The following is a 19,836-nucleotide window of genomic DNA, read 5'->3' as shown; positions in this document are numbered from 1 at the left end:
CTCAAATTAAATTTCATCAATTAAAAGCCGCGATTTTTTTAACTTCTATATAATTTCATTGGGTAATTACCTGCCTAAAATATTTTTTATATGGACTTACTTGATAAAATATAAAGATTTTATTATAGCTTATATAGTTACAATAAATATACAAGAAAAAATATAGGATATAGTAGTAATTTATTACTACCTATCCTATATCTATATTAATACTATATTTAAAAATCCTTAAGATTTTTTTCATTTATTATCACAACTCTATTTCTGCCACTATTTTTCGCCTCATATAAAGCAGTATCAGCATCTTTAATTAAATTATCTATTTTATTTGTCAGCTCAGGGTATGATGATATTCCAATGGAAATTGTTATTTTAATAGCTTTATTATCTGAAATATAAAAATCAGTATTTTCAGCCTTCTTTCTTATTTTCTCTGCAATTTTAAAGGCTTTGAGCTTTGGGCAATTTAATAATAAAATGGAGAACTCTTCTCCTCCCATTCTAGATATAACATCATAATCTCTACAGGTGTCAATAAAAATCTTTGCTAACTCTTTTAGAATGGTATCACCTGCATCATGACCATATGTGTCATTTATATTTTTAAAGTAATCAACATCTATAAGCAAAATAGATAGTTTATCACCTTTGCGTATAGTCAGACTAGAAATTTTCTTAAAACTCTCATAAAATTGTCTTACATTATTTAATCCAGTTAAATAATCTTTTGTAGCTTCTTTCTTTAACTTTTGATAAATATTAATTATTTCAATTATGTAGTCCGTATATTTAATTGAAAAATAAGTAACAATTAAATATCCTCCTATAATCATTATCAATGATTTAAAAATCAATGTTAAGTCTTCTAATATTATAGCTAAAGAAACTATTGATACCGCACTAACTATAAGCATTCCGTAAAAATATTTAATTCTTCTTGATACCTTTAATGAGGAAATAAATCCAAATCCAAATCCTAGTAGTAATGCACTTATTAATCCAAATATCGAAGAAGTTGAAATTCCAAAAAATAAAAGACGAAAAATTCCTATTATAATCGAAGAAATAATTGAAGGTAAATATCCACAATAAAGGGCACTTAACAAAATTGGTACATATCTAAAATCAATAATAACTCCATTCACAAATGGTACAGTATTAATCATTAATATTACGCCTAATATACCACTATAAATCCCCACAATAATCCTTTTGTTTATTGACATCTTCTCAAAAATATTCTTATCCCTAGCAAAATGCTGGATTATACTTAAAAATGTAATGAGAATACATGCATTTTGAAAAAAACTTAATACCATTATCTTCTCCTATTTTTAATGATTGATTTATTTAAATTTATTTTCACTATTTATATTTTCTACAATATATTTATAAATTATATATACATTTATGTCAAACCACATTCCAACAGTAAAATTAAATCTTTTCCGTTATAATCTAGTATTATTTAACAAAATCTGATAGGAAGTCATATTATAAAACATGGACTAAATGATATGGAGGTTCAAATGAAAAGCAAATTAGTAAAAATTGCTTCTATTATAGCTTTAATTGGTGTAACAACCTTAAGCTTTATTGCCTGCAGTAAACCAACAGAAGAGGAACCTAAAGAATTAACAAAAATAAGATTAAACGAAGTAGTAAGATCAGTATTTTATGCTCCTATGTATGTTGCAATAAATGAAGGATTCTTTGAAGAAGAAGGCCTTGAAATTGATTTGTCAACTGGACAAGGTGCTGATAAGACAATGCAACAAGTTTTAAGTAAAAATGCTGACATTGGTTTTTCTGGTCCTGAACAAGTAATATACATTAACAATCAAGGTAGAGAGGATTATCCAATTCTTTTTGCTCAATTAACTCAAACTGATGGTTCTTTCTTAGTAGGAAGAGAAGCTAAAGATGATTTTAAATGGACAGATTTAAAAGGTGCAGAAATTATCGGTGGAAGACCTGGTGGGGTTCCACAAATGGCTTTTGAATATGCATTAAAACTAAATGGATTAGATCCAAAAACAGATGTTAACCTGGTAACTAATATAGACTACACTGCTACTTCAGGTGCCTTTAAAGCAGGAACTGGTGAGTACGTAACATTATTTGAACCTACAGCTTCCATGCTTGAAAAAGAAGGAAGTGGAAAAATAGTAGCTTCTATTGGTGAATCTGTTGGTAATATAGCTTATACAGGGTTTTATTCAACTAAATCTTATATGGATGAAAACCCTGAAATAATTCAACACTTCACTAATGCCATTTATAAAGGACAAAAATGGGTAGAGTCACATAGTGATGAAGAAGTGGCTGATTCTATATCATCTTTCTTCCCTGGAACTGATAGAGACATTATTATTTCTGTAGTTAAGAACTATAGATCAATCGATGCAATTGCTACAAAACCAACTATTGAAGAAGAAGACTTAAATAGATTAATGGATGTTATTGAAAATTATGACAAAACATTATTACCAAGTAGACCTTCCTTTGAAAAAATAGTTAATAACGGATTCGCTGAAAAAGCAATGGAATCCAACTAAGTTTCTCTCTATGGGGCTGTCCACAATGAAAAATTAGTAATGAATATGTTTGTGCGACAGCCTAAACTTAAAAACAAAAAAATTTACCACTTATGTATTGATTTACTTTAATAAAAATCATTTATTAAGCCCTACTAAAAAATCATAGATATAAATTTTTACTTGTATTATCCTCCTAATTATAATTAAGAGTTTACATAACGAAAGGAGGTAATATTTTGAGCTTAATTGAAATATCAAATGTAAGTTTGACTTACCATTCACTAAAAGCAGAAACAAAAGCAATCGAAAACTTAAATTTTTCAATAAAAGAAGGAGAATTTATAAGTATAATTGGTCCTTCTGGCTGCGGAAAATCAACACTTTTAAATATAATAAGCGGTCTTCTTAAGCCTTCAAAGGGCGAAATAATATATAATGATAATACAGTTAAAAATAGATTAGATAAAATGGGCTACATGTTTCAAAAGGATTATTTATTTGAATGGTTATCTGTAAGAAGTAATGTATTATTAGGTTTAAAAATAAAAAAAATTGATACTAAAGATAATATTTCTAATGCCGATAATCTACTAAAAAATTATCAGCTAGATAGATTTGTAAACCATAAACCTACTGAATTATCAGGTGGTATGAGGCAAAGAGTTGCATTAATAAGAACTTTAGCCCTAAATCCAGAGGTTTTGTTATTAGATGAACCCTTCTCCGCTCTAGACTATCAAACTAGATTAAAGGTCTGTGATGATGTTAAGGGAATAATAAAAAAGGAAGGTAAAACAGCTATAATGGTTACCCATGATTTAGGTGAAGCCATTGCTACTTCTGACAGAATAATAGTATTAACGAAGAGACCCGCAACATTAAAGCTAGATGTAAAAATAAAATTTATGAATAAAGAAGCTACTCCTTTCCAAAGAAGAAAAGAACCTGAGTTTAATGAATATTTTAATTTACTATGGAAGGAGCTTGATGAATTAAATGAGTAAAGAGCATTTAGAATATATAAAGAAAGTAAAAAAAGATACAATAAAAGTTGCCCTCTTTAGAGTTGGATTATTAATACTATTCATTGCTTTATGGGAAATTCTCGCTGACTTAAAAATCCTAGATGCATTTTTAACTTCAAGTCCTAGTAGAATAGTAAATTCATTAATGGACTTTATTAAAGAAGGAACTTTATTAAAACACATATTAATAACCTGCTATGAAACTATTCTAGGCTTTACTTTAGGAACCTTCCTAGGAGCTTTAATTGCTATTATTTTATGGTCCTTCCCTTTTGTTTCAAGAGTTTTGGAGCCTTATTTAGTAGTTCTAAATGCTCTTCCAAAGGTTGCTCTTGCACCAATAATTATCTTCTGGGTAGGTAATGGAATAACTGCAATTATAACTATAGCGCTATTAATATCTATCGTTACAACAATAATTACTGTATTAACAGGATTTAATGAAGTAGATAAGGGTAAACTCAAGCTTATGGAAACCTTAAAAGCATCTAAATTCCAAACCTTAAGATACTTAGTGATTCCTGCTAATATTCAAGTGATAATTTCAGCCTTAAAAATAAATGTAGGTTTATCTTGGGTAGGTGTAATTATGGGAGAATTCTTAGTGGCAAGAAGTGGACTTGGATTCTTAATAGTTTATGGTGGACAAATCTCACAATTAGATATGGTTATGATGAGTATAGTTATTCTTTCAGTAATTGCTTTTATTATGTATATAGCTGTTGCAAAATTAGAAGAAGGATTGAAAAAGATAAATTAATTCCACAAATGTCATAAAATGCGAAGCATTTTATTAATGAAAGAGTGAAAAAATTAAAAAATGAAAGAATGCATATAAAAAATCTTTACAGATTTTTTTAAGGTAATCTTTAAAACAAAGGAGGTTTTGCATAGCAAAACCTCTTCCTTCATTTTTTAATTCTTTCATTATCTCCATTTTTTCATTTTAAAATACTTTACATTTTATTACTACACAGTAGCAATTGCTTCAATTTCTATTAGACAATCTTTAGGTAATCTTGCCACCTCAACACAACTTCTTGCTGGTTTATTATCTGAGAAATATTCTGCATATACTTCATTAACTGCTGCAAAATCATTCATATCCTTAATAAATACTACTACCTTTACAACCTTATCTAAGCTACTTCCTGCTTCTTCTAGTATAGCCTTAACATTTTCTAATGATTGTTTAGTTGCAGCCTTAATTTCAGTTACTATTTCTCCAGTTGCTGGATTTACTGGAATTTGTCCAGATGTAAATACCATATCTCCAATTTTTATTCCTTGTGAATAAGGTCCTATTGCAGAAGGTGCATTTTTAGTTGAAACTATTACTTTATTCATTTCTCCACTTCCTTTAATTGATAATTTATAAGTTAACTATATATTTTTTTTACTAAAACTTCAATATTTATTAATTTTTTTAGTAATTTTTAATAAAAAGTTTATTATTTTTGTAAGAAGTGCTAAAATAATAATAATATAAAAACCATGAGGGAGGTAATTTTTATGAGTAAAGATGTTAATATTGATTGGAGTAACCTTGGTTTTAATTATATTAAGACTGATTATAGGTATATATCAGTTTGGAAAGATGGTAAATGGGACGAAGGAAAACTTACAGAAGATAATATGTTAACTATTAGCGAAGCCTCAACTGCACTTCACTATGGTCAACAATGCTTTGAGGGACTAAAAGCATATAGAAGAAAGGATGGGAAAATTCAATTATTTAGAGTTGATAGAAACGCTAAAAGAATGAATAACAGTAACAAAAAACTTCTTATGCCTGAAGTACCTGTTGAAAAATTTATAGATGCTTGTAAGCAAGTTGTTAGAGCAAATGAACATTTTGTTCCACCATATGGCTCTGGAGCAACATTATACTTAAGACCTTTTATGATAGGTGTTGGAGATAACATAGGGGTTAAACCTGCACCAGAATATATATTTAGTGTATTTGCAGTACCTGTTGGTCCTTATTTTAAAGAAGGTCTTGCACCTTGCAACTTTATGATAGCTGATTATGATAGAGCTGCTCCTCAAGGAACAGGTGGAAATAAAGTCGGCGGAAACTATGCTGCTTCATTGCAACCACACTTAATTGCTGCAGAAAGAGGATTTGCAGATTGTATTTATTTAGATCCTGCAACTCATACTAAGATAGAAGAAGTTGGTGCTGCTAATTTCTTTGGTATTACTAAAAATAATGAATTTGTAACACCAAAATCACCATCAATTCTACCAAGTATAACTAAGTATTCTCTAATGGATATAGCAAGGGATTATTTAAAAATGCCTGTATATGAAAGAGATGTTTATGTTGATAATTTAGATGAATTTAAAGAAGCTGGTGCTTGTGGTACAGCTGCTGTAATCACACCAATCGGCGGAATCGAATATAAAAATGAACTTCATGTTTTCCATAGCGAAAAAGAAGTTGGTCCAGTAATTAAAGAACTTTATAGAATCCTTTGCGGAATCCAATGGGGAGATATTGAAGCTCCTGAAGGATGGATATTTGAAGTATAAAAAAAGTTGCCTTTCGGCAACTTTTTTTTATACTTTAAATTAACAACTAACAATTAATAAATAAAAATTGACAATTGATAATTTATAATTATATATGTAATACATCAAGAATTACTAAAAACTCTTTTTTCAAAACTCCTAGGGAGTTTTTTCCTGCATTCTACATTATTCATTTTTCATTCTTAATCTTAACCTTAATTCTTCTTTTCACTTGTTATAAAGTAGTATGGTAAAGCTAAGAATAATACTCCACCTATAAAGTTTCCAAGAGATACAAAAATTATGTTATATGCATATCCACCTAAAGTAATAGTTGATGGATCTACTAAGTATCCCATAGCTAAAAAGCTCATATTAGCTACACTATGTTCAAATCCAGCTGTTATAAAGGTAAATAAGCACCAAAATATCATTAGTATCTTTGCTGTTTCTTCTTTTAACTTATAGCACATCCATACAGCTAAACATACTAAAATATTACAAAGAATACCTTTAATTAAAAGTTCATTAACTGGAGTATTTATTTTGCTATAAGCATTACTTACTATAAACTCACCTATATAATCACTTTTTCCAGATGTTAATCCAGCTTGGACAAATAGAACTGCTCCTATTATTCCCCCAAGGATATTTCCAATCCAACTTGCAATCCATATTTTTAAAGCATCTATCCAAGTTACTGTTTTTTCTAATGCTCCCATAGTCATTATCATAGCATTACTTGTAAATAAATCTCCACCAGCCATAAGTACTAGGCTTAATGCTACTCCAAAAGATGCTCCCATTAAAATCTTGTAAGTATCTACACCATTATGATGCATTATTCCACCAATAGTATATATTAGCATAATTCCTAAGCTAACAAATAAACTACCTAATGCTGCACTTACTAAGTATCTGCTAATACTTCTTTTAAAGAGATTACTTTTCACTTCTGCTGAATGGGCTAAATTATGAATTTCCTTACTATACATGATGATACCCCCACATTTTGTCAACTTTTTAACAATTATTTTATCCTTTGCTATTTTACAATGAAAACCAAAGTTTTGCAAATAAAACTTTGGTTTTCATTTAATATTTATTTACCATATATAGATTTCTCTATCTTATGAATATAATGCTCTCTTACCTCTGTATATTGTAATAAGGACTTTTCTACATAATTAACTTTAATATCTTCACTTTTAAATAAAGACTTCCATGAGTTTTTTTCTCCCAATATATCTTTTACAATATGATTGCCAGGTAACATTAATATAGGAATAATAGTTACTTCTTTAATATTATCATTAATTAATTCCTTTAATATATCTTCTTTTCTCACTTCGCCTTCTAAGGTACCGATATAAATATTTTTATATCCTTTTCCCTTAAAATCACTTTTCAAAGAATTGTAAACTTCAAAATTCACTGATTGTGATCCATGTCCTATCAATACTATATTTTCTTCGTTTTTAATATTTTTCTTAATTGCATCTGTTATTAAGTTGCAACTATATTCTGCCTCTTCATGCTTATTACTAATTAAGGCTTCACCAAAACTTATCTTACTAAATGAATAATCATATTTCTTTATAGTTTTTTCTATTGAATTATATTCATCTCCACCTATAATATGAAGAGGCTGAATATATATTTCTTTATATTTTTCATTGCTTAATTTAAATAGTACTTCCTCTAATCTCGGTACTACTTTCCCATACTTATTAAATAATATATTCGTAATAACACTAGAGGTAAAGGCTTTACAAACACAATAGTTTTTTGAAAACTTTGTTGCTACCTCTGCTTCAAAATCTTCTAAAACCTTTAATCCCTCTAAATTTGCAGTTCCAAAAGAAACTATAATAATTGCCTTTGACATAAAACTCCCTCTACTTAATTTCAAAATTTTTGAAGGCCTTTAAGAATTTATTAATGTCATCTTTCGTGTGGGCAATACTTAGAAATAACGCTTCATATTGAGATGGTGGTATATTAATTCCACTCTCAATCATATGATTTAAATACTTCTTAAAAATATTTTCATCACAAGTCTTAACATCTTCATATGTTTTTACTTTTTCTAATGTAGTAAAGAAAATAGTCATCATCCCACCATATCTATTTATAGTTACAGGAATGTTTTTCTCTTTAGCTACTTCTTTAACACCATCCTCTAAATATTTCCCAAGCTCTTCTATCTTTGAGTAGTATTCTTCTTTGTTTTCTTTTATTTTCTTTAAGGTTGCTAAACCAGCAGCCATTACTACTGGATTACCTGACATAGTACCTGCTTGATATACTTCACCAAGTGGAGATAGGCATTCCATTATTTCTTTTCTACCACCATACGCTCCACAAGGCAAGCCGCCTCCAATAATCTTAGCGTATGTAGCTAAATCAGGTTTTATAGAGAACAATTTTTGCGCTCCTTCAAAAGCTACTCTAAATCCTGTCATAACTTCATCAAATATCAATAATGAATTATATTTATCACAAAGTTCTCTTAAAAGAATCATAAAGTCCTCTTCTGCTTTAATTACACCCATGTTTCCAGCCACAGGTTCAATTATTACTCCTGCAATATCTTCACCATAATTCTTAAATAATTCTTTAATGCTTTCCTTATCATTATACTTAGCAATTAATGTATTTTTTATACTATCTTCTGGAACTCCTAAAGAACCTGGTATCCCATTAGTTAGTACCCCTGATCCTGCTTCTACTAAGAACCCATCAAAATGTCCATGATAACATCCTGCAAATTTGATAATTTTATTCTTTTTAGTATATCCTCTTGCAAGCTTAATCGCACTCATAGTAGCCTCTGTACCTGAGTTAACCATCCTAACCATTTCTATATTATCTAAGTTTTTGCATAAGAACTTAGCCATTTTTAATTCGAGTTCTGTAGGTGCTCCAAATGCAATAGCATTTCTTGATGTTTCAGAAATACTTTTTACTACATCCTCATCACAATGCCCAAGGAACATCGGTCCCCAAGCTAATACAAAGTCAACATATTCTTTTCCTTCTTCATCTACTATTATTGATCCTTTTCCTCTTTTTATAATTGGTGGTGTTATAGAAGTATTCTTAAAAGCTCTTACTGGTGAATTAACTCCTCCTGGCATATATTTTATTGACTCATGAAATACTACTTCATTTTTCATCTCTATTCCTCCCTTAGCCATCTAACAGCATCTAAAGCAAAATAAGTTATTATAAGATCTGCCCCAGCTCTTTTCATAGAAAGTAACATTTCTAAAGCTACAGCCTTTTCATCAATTAACCCTAAAGAAGCCGCTGATTTTACCATAGCAAATTCTCCACTTACGTTATATGCACAAATAGGGACATCTACTATTTCTTTAGCCCTAGCTATAATATCTAAATAAGACATAGCCGGCTTCACCATAATTATATCTGCTCCCTCTTCTATATCCCACTTAATTTCTTTTAATGCTTCTGTTGAGTTACCAGCATCCATTTGATAAGTTTTTCTATCTCCAAACTGAGGAGCTGAATGAGCCGCTTCTCTAAAAGGCCCATAAAATGCTGATGAATACTTAGCAGCATAACTCATTATAGCTACATCTTTATAATTCTTTTTATCTAAAGCTTCTCTAATATATCCTATTCTGCCATCCATCATATCTGAAGGGGCTACCATATGTGCTCCAGCCTTAGCATATGATACAGAAATTTTAGCTAATACTTCTAAAGTACTGTCATTATCCACTTCATTACCTTTTAATATTCCACAATGTCCATGACTTGTATATTGACACATACAAACATCAGCAATAATATAAAGGTCGCTAGCTATTTCTCTAACTTTTCTTATTGCCTTTTGAACTATCCCATCTTCATTATAACTTTCAGTTCCACAATCATCTTTAGATTCAGGAATCCCAAATAGTATTATCCCTCTAATACCTAAATCTACTACTTCCTTTATAATTTCATCTAACCTATCTATTGACCAATGATAATTACCCTTCATAGAAGATATTTCTTCTTTAATATTTTCACCTTCTACTACAAATATCGGGAAAATAAAATCCTTCGAAGTTAATGCATTTTCTCTAACCAAATCTCTAATCGCTGAATTAGCTCTTAGTCTTCTTCCCCTATTAATCATTACTTTCACCTTTGCCTTCCTTAAATGTTTTGTATATATCCATTATTTCATTTAAAAAGCCTTCTTCTGAATGCTTCTTGCAAATATAACTATCTATATTATTTTCTTTTAAAGCTTTAAAGGTTTGTGGCCCTATCGCAATATTATATTTTTCTTTAATTTTTTCTACCCCAAATATACTTATCATATTATTTACAGTGCTTGGACTTGTATATAATACAAAGTCTACTTCTTCAAAAGCTCTATTATTTTTTACTTCACCACAAATAGTATCATAAGTATGTACTCTATCTACTTCTAAACCTAATCCTTCAATTTCATCTTTTAAATAACTCCTACTTTGAGAAGAGCATGGAATAAGGACTTTTTCTCCTTTATTCAAGTAAGGCGACAAATCTTTAAATAAACCTTCTCCAACAAACTCTCTAGCCATAATAAAAGCTTGAATTCCTCTACTTTCAAGTGCATTCTTGCTAGCCTTTCCAATCACCGAAAATTTACCTTTTATACTTCTAATATCAATTCTACTTTCTACTAAATAATTAAAAAACATATTAACTCCATTTACAGAAGTTAATATTATATGATCATAATCACTCAGCTTTTCTTTTACTTTATTTAAATTTTCTTTAGTATCTTTTATTTTAATAGAATTTATTTCTGTAACTTCAGCTCCAAGATTTCTTAACTTCTTTTTTAAATTTGATGATTGTTCTCTTGAACGAGTTACGCATATATTAGCCCCAAAAAGAGGCTTTTTTTCATACCAATTTAACTTATCATTAAGTGAAACCACCTCACCTACTACTATAATGCATGGTGAAGATAAATTAGCCTTTAAGGCTTTTTCTTCTATATTCTTTAAAGTTCCAACTACTTTTTTTTGCTTAGAAGAAGTTCCTCTCATTATAATTGCAGCCTTAGAATCTTCAGGTTTTCCATTTTTAATTAATCTTTCAACTATAAAAGGTAAGTTATTAAATCCCATCATAAATACTAATGTACCTTTTTCCTTTGATAAAGCTTCCCAATTTATCTTTTCTTCAGAGGCAGTCATACCTGTTACTATATGAAAACTTTGCGCCATATTCCTTTGAGTTATAGGTATTCCCCCATAATTCAATACTGAAATTGGAGATGTCACTCCTGGTATTACTTCGAAATCAATATCTTCTTCTATTAAAGATAATACCTCTTCCCCTCCTCTTCCAAAGACATAAGGATCTCCACCTTTTACTCTACCTACTATATGACCATCTTTAGCTAGTTTCACTAACATATTATTTATTTCTTCTTGAGTTTTATAATGTGATCCTGGCTCTTTTCCACAATAGTAAATTTCACAATCATCATTTAAATAATTTAAAATATTATTTGATACTAATCTATCATAAAGTACAGCTGTACACTTTTTTAAAGACTCACAAGCCTTAATAGTTAATAATTCCTCATCTCCTGGTCCTGTACCAATAATATAAACCTTACTCATCTTTAAAGTCCTTTCATTATCTTTTCAGCTAGACTAATACCAAGCTCCTTATAGCTATTAATATCACCAACTATATCTTTCTTAACTATATTTCCATTCCCCACATCAAAAGTTCCAAGTAAATATAAATCATTATTTTTAATTTCTGAATAAATTCCAATTACGCTATGGCATCCACCATTAAGTTCCTTCATAAAACTTCTTTCTGCTTCTACAGCTATTCTTACTTCCCTATTATCTAACTTTTTTAAATAGGCATTATATTCTCCATTTTTTAATGCTTCTATTCCTAATGCACCTTGACCTATTGCTGGCAAGAAAATTTTAGGATCAAAATAATTGCATATAATACTTTCTAATCCTAGTCTTTTTAGTCCTGCTGCAGCTAAAATAATTCCATCCATATTTTCATTTTTCATCTTTTCAAGCCTAGTTTGAACATTTCCTCTTATAGGAACTATATTTATATCATTTCTTAAATTTCTCAGCATAGCTGCTCTTCTAATGCTACTAGTCCCAATTACAGCTCCAGGTTTTAACTCTTCAAAAGGAATATTATCTTTAGATATAAATGCATCTCTTATGTCTTCCCTCTCAGGTATTGCTACTATTTCAAATCCTTCTGGTAGCATAAAAGGTACGTCTTTCATACTATGCACAGCTGCATGAGCTTCCTTATTTAAAAGTGCATATTCTATCTCTTTAACAAATAACCCTTTACCACCTATCTTATCTAATGTAACATCCAACCTCTTATCTCCCTCTGTTACTACTAATAGCTTCTTTGAATCAATATTATTTTTTTCTTTAATAAGATCTATAACCTTATCTGCTTGAATTTGAGCTAATTTACTTTTTCTTGTTGCTATAATTATTTCCATAAAATATCTCCTATAAATCTTTAAATATTTTATTTAACACATCTCTTCCAAAAAACATTTCTAAAACTAATTTATCCTTTTCCTTTTCATAAATATATTTAAAATCTTCACTACATACAAAATTAATTATTTCTTTTTTAACTTCTACAATATCTTTTACATTTTTTCTAATTATAGATGAATATGAAATAAAGTCATCATATTCTCTCGCTATTTCAAGCATTCTATCAGATAGCATTAGTGCTCCTTTAGGATTAGAGTTTTTTGTATTAACTGCAAAAGTAATATTGTTTAAATTTCGCTGAACCGGGGTTACTGCTAAACTCTTCTTATAATCTTCAGCAAATATGTATAATTTAAACTCTTCTTCACAATTATTTTTAATAGTTAAGTTTAACTCTTTATCATTAGTTGCAATAACTATTACATGTTTATCCTTTATAAATTCTCTATAGTAATTACTTTTTATTAAATTAATATTTACTAAAGAATTAAAATCTTCTATAAATTCTAAAGACAGCACTTCTACGTAACTACCTCTTTGAAAAAAACTTTTAGCCTTTATAAACCCAGCTCTTCCTCCACCAACTATTCCAATTCTTAATTTCTTAGAATTAGTAGCTAGATATGTATAATTTATATCCTCTCTAGAAATATCTTCTTTAATATCCTTGCACATTCTTCTCCATATCCTTTTAACTCTTCTTCTTTTAAAACCTTTATCGCCCTATTTACATAATAATCTGATGTGCTTTTTATAAGCATTTTAGCAAGCTCAATTTGTCTTTCATTATTAAATTTATTATTTAAAGTAACTTCTCTTTCTTTAATTACTCTATTTCCTTCATCTTTAAAACCTTTTATTATTCCTGATATTTCTCTTAGACTCTTCCATGCAATATATTCTTCAACATATTCATCTATAATCTTTTTATTTTCAATCATTCTCTCTTTTCTAAGTTCCTTATTTTCATCATCCATAGAACTTATTTCATCTATATCATATAGCCTTACTCGACTTATATTACCTATAGATTTTTCTACATCCCTTGGTAATGCTAAATCAAAAATTATAAGATTCTTTCCGCTATCCTTAATATGTTTTCTCTCAATAATTAAATGAGGGGCTGAAGTACAGGATATAACTGAATCCATATTATTTATTATATCCCTTCCTTCTTCATAAGTCATAATCTTTACTCTATTATCATCTATATCTTTAACATTTTCTGGTTTTCTAACTACTAAAGCAACTGATTCTATATTATTAGATAAAGTATATTTTAAAGCTAAGCTTCCTACTTCACCATAACCAATAATCATAATGTCCTTTGCATTATTTTTAATTGCTTCATTCACTGCTATTGAAGCTGAGGAAACTGGAATTTCATAAAGCTTTCCCTCAGTCCTAAATTTCTTACCACAAGTAATTGCTTCTTGGAATAGCCTTTGAAGTTCATGGCTAACACACCCATATTCAATAGATATACTATATGCTTCTTTTATTTGTCCTAAGATTTGATCTTCTCCAAGTATCTTAGAATGAAATCCACATACTACCTCCATAAGATGTCGTATAGTTTTTTCCTCTTCTAAGCAGAAACAACTCTCCATTAAATTAGTATCCCATTTAAATGTCTTAAAAATTATTTCTTTTATTTCTGAAATATTGTATTTACTATTAATATAAACTTCAGTTCTATTACAAGTACTTAAAATAACTACTTCATTAAAATATTCTTTAAGCTCCAAAAGATATTCTATCTTCTTCTTAGGAGCTAAAGATAATTTTTCTCTTATTTCAACGCCAGTATTTTTTTTAATCCCTAAAAGTGTAATCATACTTTTCTCCTAAAATAAAATTATACTATTATAATTTATAATATAAATTTTATTATACTCCTATTTAAAATTAATTTCATTTTACTTTTCTAATGCTATTTTATAAAAGGAGATGTATCACATTTATTAAAATAATAAATTTTGATACATCTCCCTTCTTAGATAAATTACTTTATAAGATTCTCCTCATTATAACTATAGTTAATTTACCTTAATCTATTTTTCTAATACATTAGCTTATATTTTTTAACCTTTATATCTATCTTCTATTATATATTACATATTTATTCTTATAATTGTCTAATACTTATTTATTATTAATTTTATAGGTAATTACTTATATTAGTATCTTATTCCACTCCAGTAAATATTATCTTTTAATACTGCTTTATCTGATAAATTCACACCTTCTAGAGCCCATTTTTTAAACTCCATAAACCCCGTTCTATCTACTATATAACCTATATGCTCTTTGCCACCTGGAGCATTTCTATCTATATACTCTTCAACATATTTATAAGTATTTAAAATTATCTTAATTATACTTTCTTCATCAACCCATACTATAAAATCTTCAGCTAATCTTGGATTCTTCTTACCTGTTCTACCCATAATAGCTAATCTATAATATTTTTCTTTACTTCTAGTCCATGCTCCTGTTGGACAATTAATTACACATTCTCCACAACCAATGCATTTACTATGATCTCTAACTGGTCTAAAGTTTTCCGGATGAAGAGCCCCTGTTGATTTCTTCTTACAAGCTTTAACACAAGCTCCACAAGATACACATTTTTCTTTATCAAATTGAGGCTCTGTCATACCAATAATTCCAAAGTCATGCATTCTAGCTTTAATACAGTCATTAGGACATCCTGTTAGAGCTATTTTAAAATGTAAATCATTTGGGAAGATAGCTTTTTCAATTTTCTTAGCAAAATTAGTAGTATTATAATTACCAAATGGGCAAACTTTATTTCCTATACAAGCAGATACATTTCTTGTTCCAGCTGCCGTATATCCCTTACCTTCTACCTCTTGATTTATTTCTAAACCTTCTATTATCGGTTGAAGTAAGATATTAACCTCTGCAATATCATCCATATCTATCCCTGGAATTTCAAATCCTTGTCTAGTAGTTAAATGAACTGTTCCATCTCCATATTTATCTGCAATTTCTTGAATTAATCCTAAGTATTCAGCCTTTAAGAATCCACCTGGAACTCTTATTCTAGAAGCTGTCATCCCTCTTCTTTTAGTAACTCTAAAGGCATTTTTCTTCAGCTTTTTAGTATTTATGTCCATAAATGTCTCCTCCTAATCTATTAATTCTTTTCCCTTTGAATAGTTAAATACAGGTCCTTCTAAGCAAATATAAGTATCATCCATCTTGCAGTGACCACATTTACCTATTCCACAGCACATTTTTCTTTCTTGTGAAATCCATATATTTTCTTCTTTAATTCCAAGCTTTAAAAATTCTAAAACTGTAAATTTCATCATCATTGGTGGACCTACTACTATTACTTGCACATTTTCAATATCTTCAATTTTAAGCTCTGGTACATATTTAGTTACAAGACCTACTCTACCTTCATAACCTTCTTCAGCTCCATCCACTGTTAATATAAGATTAATATTCTTTTTCCATTCCTTTATGTCTTCTTTAAAAAGAATATCATTAGGTGATTTAAATCCTGATATTAAAGTAAATCTGTTACAATCCTCAGTATTTTTTGAAAAGTAATCTACTATTCCTTTAACTGGTGAAAGTCCTGTTCCCCCAGCTACTACTATTACTTCTTTATCTTTATAATTATTTATATCAAATCCATTTCCATAAGGTCCTCTTAAGAAAAGTTTATCTCCTACATAGTTATTAAATATTTCATCTGTTACTTTACCAACTCTTCTTATAGTTAAATCCACATAATTTTCACCTATTCCACTAACTGATATAGGCGCTTCCCCATACTTAGGTAATGATACTTCGAAGAATTGCCCAGGTTTTACATCACCTTTAAATTCCATTCTGAAAGTGTATTCAATTTCTGTATGTTTAATAACTTCAAGTATTTCTGAAATAAATGGAATATATTCATTTTTACTCATATTACTTCACCTCATCCATAGCTTTCTCTAATTTATTTACACAATTGGAGAATGAAATGTATTCAGGACAAGCATCATCACATCTTCCGCATCCTACACACATATGATATCCCCATCGTTTTTTATAATCATAAACCTTATGAAGAACTTTAAATCTCATTCTTTGTCCTTTTTCTTTTCTAAAGCTATGACCTCCAGCCATATCTGTATAACCATCAACTTGACAAGATGCCCAGACTCTTCTTCTTTCTCCTACTTTTCCATTATCCTTATAAAATAAATCTTGCATAGTAAAGCAAGTACAAGTAGGGCAAACAAAATTACATCTTCCGCAAGCTATACATCTTTCTGAATATTCATCCCAAACCTTTGACTGTACTATATCTAAATCTAAGTTCTCCGGAATATTTACCTTGATTTCATTATCTTTAACAAAATCAGGAGTAACTTCTAATGATTCAATATTCAAGTTATTGAATACCTCTTCAAATTCTTTATCTTTTATATCTAAACATACTTCATTTCCTGCTTGTTTTACATAAACATTATATTCATCCGTATTATTTGTTCCCATACTTACACAGAAGCAATTTTCAAAACTCTTTTCACAGCCTATAAGAACAAACTTAGCCTTTTCTCTAAGCTTTTTATAATATGGATCTTCAAACTTGTTTCTTAAGTAAATATCATCAATTCTTCTTAATGAATGCATATCGCAGCTTCTTAAAAATATTAATATAGATTTTTCATCAACATTAGGTTCTTTAACCTCATCTTCTGTAAAGAAAAATAATGTCTGAGTTATTGGAAGAAGTACCTCCTTATAAGAAAAATTAGATTTTTTGTTAAATTCTATTTCTTCTATTTTTGATACTTCACCATATCTAACTATATCTGTATCTGAAAATTTCCCTTGTCCTTCAAAGATCTTTGGTGCATATATTTTGTATTTCTTTGATAACTCTTCTAGTCCTTTATTAAATTCTTCTACCTTAAGTTTATATCCCATTATAAACACCTCTTAGCTTATTTTTTTCTTTCTTGAAATTATGAAGTATGGTATTGCTATAAATAAAATTCCTCCTACCATATTCCCTAAAGTAACAATTAAAATATTATAGGCATAGCCAGATATACTTACCGCATGTCCTAAAGGTGAAAGTAACCCTATAGTAAGTAACGTCATATTTGCTACACTGTGTTCAAAACCTGCAGTTATAAATACAAATAAACACCAGAATATCATTATTAATTTAGAGACTTCTTCTTTACATCTAAAAGTACACCATATAGCTAAACAAACTAACATATTACATAGTATTCCTCTAAAGAATAATTCTGTAGCTGGAAGAGACATCTTAACCTCTGAAGTTTTAGCAATAAATTCTCCGACTGGACCTGTAGCTAATCCTGCCATATAAAATAAAGTTGCCGCAAGGATTGAACCCACTAGATTCCCAATAAAGCTTACTATCCATACTTTACTTGTTTCACCTAAAGTTACAGACTTATTTAATGTTCCTACTGCCATTACAAAATTATTACCTGTAAATAATTCTGATCCTGCAAAAACAACTAAACTAAGTGCAACTGCAAATGATAATCCCATAACAATTTTAGTTGCCGGTGAATTTACTGAATTTAATAATCCTCCTATTGTGAAAATAAGCATTATACCTAATCCAACATAGATCCCTGCTAGCATTGAACTAATGAAATAACCAAGTTTGTTTTCCTTTAATAATTGAGCCTTTGCTTTTGCTGCTAATGAAACCTTATTTAATTCATCGTTAAACATTTACTTCCCTCCAAGATTGTTATTATAATCACAATGTCATATAAAAATTATAATCTTAAACAAAAATAAAAACTGTGATAATTATCACAGTTTCTAAAATTTTATATATTTTATTTAATTACTTATATCCCTTGAAATAACTAGATAGCTTATCCCTATCTTTAATTATTATTTTCTTCTTATCTATTACAATAAGATTATTATCCTGAAGAACTTTTAATGCTCTAGAGATAGTTTCACGAGAAGCTCCAAACATATCAGCTAGATATGTTATACTTATTTTTAAATCTATTAAAACACCATTTTCAACTTCTACTCCATAATCTTTAGAAAGCTTCCAAAGCTTTGCAGCCACTCTCTTTTCTACTTTTATAGGAGTTGAATTTTTTAATTGCCTATATAATCTTCTAACTTTTATAGTTAAGGATGACATTACTACCTTAGTAAGTTCAAAATCTCTTGACATTACTTCTTCAAATCTCTCTTTATCAAAAGCAAGTATCTCAACATTTTCAAAAGCTTCACAATTAATTGAAGCAGGTAAATCATCTAAAACAACAGCATTTATTATATCTTCTTCACCTAATATAAATATAATTTTCTTTTGAGCTGATTCATTAAGCTTATATAGAGAAACTTTCCCCTTATAAACTATAAAAACCTTCTTAATTTCTTCTTTATCTCTAAATATATGTCTTCCTTTTTGATAGCACTTCATTTCACATATATCAGCTAAGTCTTCAATAGAAGATTTAGATATTTTATTAAATATCTTCATACTTCTTATCGGCTCTAAACAAACCTCTTTCATAATAAATAACCCCAGTCTTATATAAGTTAATTTTTATTAATAAATTCTCTAATAAATTATATATTATAGTATTTATTAATTACTTACAACTAAACTAATATCAGATTAAAATTATTTATTAGATTCAGAAACTTTTATTGCTTTATTAACTATGATTACAAACCATACAAATGCTATAGTTAATAGTACATGTCCTAATCCTGCAATGTGGCTAAGTCCTGCAAAATCTGTACCATTTACTTGCATTATACCTCTTGCTGTTAAAGCAGCTAAAGTATAAATTAATGAAATATTATAAAGGATTGTCCACCACTTAAATCCTTTAATACTTGATAAAGTAAAATTCTTTTCTAAAAGAAGTACTATTATAAAGAAAATAAATCCTAGAGTTAAGGCATGTGTATGAACTACAGATAATACTGTTCCTCCTTGAAATTCATTAATCTTTGTAAACTCTCTATAAAATACTCCCATAGCTAGTCCTAATACTAAATAAACAGTTGATAAATTAAAATACTTTTTCATTTTCGTCCTCCTATATTGTTGAATAAATATTATTATTTAATAGTCATTATATAATTAATTAATAATTATTTCAATGGAAATTATATTATTATTAATTTTAAAAGGAACTGCCACAAGACAGTCCCTTTAGAAATTAAAAGTAAAAAATA

General features: G+C 28.8%; 20 protein-coding genes. 4 read left to right on the top strand and 16 right to left on the bottom strand.

Annotation, left to right across the window (positions count from 1 at the left end):
• Positions 1-218 precede the first annotated feature (218 nt).
• On the bottom strand, positions 219-1,319 hold the full coding sequence (locus tag GPX08_RS05345) for a diguanylate cyclase (RefSeq protein ID WP_156625808.1): 1,101 nt from the start codon (positions 1,317-1,319) through the stop codon (positions 219-221).
• 210 nt (positions 1,320-1,529) lie between these two features.
• On the opposite strand from GPX08_RS05345, the gene GPX08_RS05340 reads away from it, so the two are divergent.
• The 3 genes from GPX08_RS05340 (at position 1,530) to GPX08_RS05330 (ending at position 4,325) form a co-directional block, all read left to right on the top strand.
• Positions 1,530-2,558: an ABC transporter substrate-binding protein gene (locus GPX08_RS05340; protein ID WP_156625807.1), complete on the top strand. Its 1,029-nt coding sequence runs from the start codon at positions 1,530-1,532 to the stop codon at positions 2,556-2,558.
• Positions 2,559-2,776: 218 nt separating this feature from the next.
• The gene (locus tag GPX08_RS05335; protein ID WP_156625806.1) at positions 2,777-3,544 is read left to right on the top strand and encodes an ATP-binding cassette domain-containing protein; all 768 of its coding nucleotides are present in this window, start codon (positions 2,777-2,779) and stop codon (positions 3,542-3,544) included.
• Entirely contained in the window at positions 3,537-4,325 is a 789-nt protein-coding gene (locus GPX08_RS05330) for an ABC transporter permease subunit (protein WP_156625805.1), read from the top strand. Before GPX08_RS05335 ends, GPX08_RS05330 begins: the two co-directional genes overlap by 8 nt.
• A 209-nt stretch (positions 4,326-4,534) precedes the next feature.
• On the opposite strand, the gene GPX08_RS05325 is transcribed toward GPX08_RS05330, so the two are convergent.
• Positions 4,535-4,912 carry a reactive intermediate/imine deaminase gene (locus tag GPX08_RS05325; protein ID WP_156625804.1) on the bottom strand — a complete coding sequence of 126 codons (378 nt, stop codon included), beginning with the start codon at positions 4,910-4,912 and terminating at the stop codon, positions 4,535-4,537.
• Between the two features lie 165 nt (positions 4,913-5,077).
• Between GPX08_RS05325 and GPX08_RS05320 the strand changes: the two genes are divergently transcribed.
• A complete protein-coding gene (locus GPX08_RS05320) occupies positions 5,078-6,100 on the top strand; it encodes a branched-chain amino acid aminotransferase (RefSeq protein ID WP_156625803.1) in 1,023 nt (340 codons plus the stop codon).
• A gap of 194 nt (positions 6,101-6,294) precedes the next feature.
• Here the strand turns inward: GPX08_RS05320 and GPX08_RS05315 are convergent, their stop codons facing one another.
• The 14 genes from GPX08_RS05315 to GPX08_RS05250 form a co-directional block, all read right to left on the bottom strand.
• The gene (locus GPX08_RS05315) at positions 6,295-7,074 is read right to left on the bottom strand and encodes a nitrite transporter NirC (RefSeq protein ID WP_156625802.1); all 780 of its coding nucleotides are present in this window, start codon (positions 7,072-7,074) and stop codon (positions 6,295-6,297) included.
• A gap of 107 nt (positions 7,075-7,181) precedes the next feature.
• The gene (locus GPX08_RS05310; RefSeq protein WP_156625801.1) at positions 7,182-7,967 is read right to left on the bottom strand and encodes a cobalt chelatase; all 786 of its coding nucleotides are present in this window, start codon (positions 7,965-7,967) and stop codon (positions 7,182-7,184) included.
• Between the two features lie 10 nt (positions 7,968-7,977).
• Positions 7,978-9,258, bottom strand: a complete 1,281-nt coding sequence (hemL, locus tag GPX08_RS05305) for a glutamate-1-semialdehyde 2,1-aminomutase (protein WP_156625800.1) — start codon at positions 9,256-9,258, stop codon at positions 7,978-7,980.
• Positions 9,259-9,260: 2 nt separating this feature from the next.
• Positions 9,261-10,229, bottom strand: coding sequence for a porphobilinogen synthase (gene hemB, locus GPX08_RS05300; protein WP_156625965.1), 969 nt, complete (start codon positions 10,227-10,229; stop codon positions 9,261-9,263).
• Positions 10,222-11,718: a uroporphyrinogen-III C-methyltransferase gene (cobA, locus tag GPX08_RS05295; RefSeq protein WP_156625799.1), complete on the bottom strand. Its 1,497-nt coding sequence runs from the start codon at positions 11,716-11,718 to the stop codon at positions 10,222-10,224. Before cobA ends, hemB begins: the two co-directional genes overlap by 8 nt.
• A 2-nt stretch (positions 11,719-11,720) precedes the next feature.
• Positions 11,721-12,599 (bottom strand): hydroxymethylbilane synthase, encoded by an 879-nt coding sequence (gene hemC / locus GPX08_RS05290; RefSeq protein ID WP_156625798.1) that lies wholly within the window; start codon positions 12,597-12,599, stop codon positions 11,721-11,723.
• 10 nt (positions 12,600-12,609) lie between these two features.
• A complete protein-coding gene (locus GPX08_RS05285) occupies positions 12,610-13,278 on the bottom strand; it encodes an NAD(P)-dependent oxidoreductase (RefSeq protein WP_156625797.1) in 669 nt (222 codons plus the stop codon).
• Positions 13,236-14,441, bottom strand: coding sequence for a glutamyl-tRNA reductase (locus GPX08_RS05280; protein WP_156625796.1), 1,206 nt, complete (start codon positions 14,439-14,441; stop codon positions 13,236-13,238). Before GPX08_RS05280 ends, GPX08_RS05285 begins: the two co-directional genes overlap by 43 nt.
• A 342-nt stretch (positions 14,442-14,783) precedes the next feature.
• Positions 14,784-15,746, bottom strand: a complete 963-nt coding sequence (gene asrC, locus GPX08_RS05275; protein WP_156625795.1) for a sulfite reductase subunit C — start codon at positions 15,744-15,746, stop codon at positions 14,784-14,786.
• A gap of 12 nt (positions 15,747-15,758) precedes the next feature.
• Entirely contained in the window at positions 15,759-16,553 is a 795-nt protein-coding gene (gene asrB / locus GPX08_RS05270) for an anaerobic sulfite reductase subunit B (RefSeq protein ID WP_156625794.1), read from the bottom strand.
• Position 16,554: 1 nt separating this feature from the next.
• A complete protein-coding gene (asrA, locus tag GPX08_RS05265; protein ID WP_156625793.1) occupies positions 16,555-17,562 on the bottom strand; it encodes an anaerobic sulfite reductase subunit A in 1,008 nt (335 codons plus the stop codon).
• Positions 17,563-17,574: 12 nt separating this feature from the next.
• Positions 17,575-18,351, bottom strand: coding sequence for a nitrite transporter NirC (locus GPX08_RS05260; protein ID WP_156625792.1), 777 nt, complete (start codon positions 18,349-18,351; stop codon positions 17,575-17,577).
• A 118-nt stretch (positions 18,352-18,469) separates the two neighbouring features.
• Positions 18,470-19,162 carry a helix-turn-helix domain-containing protein gene (locus GPX08_RS05255; protein ID WP_156625791.1) on the bottom strand — a complete coding sequence of 231 codons (693 nt, stop codon included), beginning with the start codon at positions 19,160-19,162 and terminating at the stop codon, positions 18,470-18,472.
• 111 nt (positions 19,163-19,273) lie between these two features.
• Positions 19,274-19,687, bottom strand: coding sequence for a DUF2871 family protein (locus GPX08_RS05250; protein WP_156625790.1), 414 nt, complete (start codon positions 19,685-19,687; stop codon positions 19,274-19,276).
• Between the last annotated feature and the right edge of the window lie 149 nt (positions 19,688-19,836).

This window comes from Clostridium tertium (assembly GCF_902652255.1).
GTDB classification, from domain to species: domain Bacteria; phylum Bacillota; class Clostridia; order Clostridiales; family Clostridiaceae; genus Clostridium; species Clostridium tertium_A.
The sequence above is the reverse complement of the archived record's forward strand: the minus strand, read 5'-3'. Positions and strand labels throughout refer to the sequence as shown.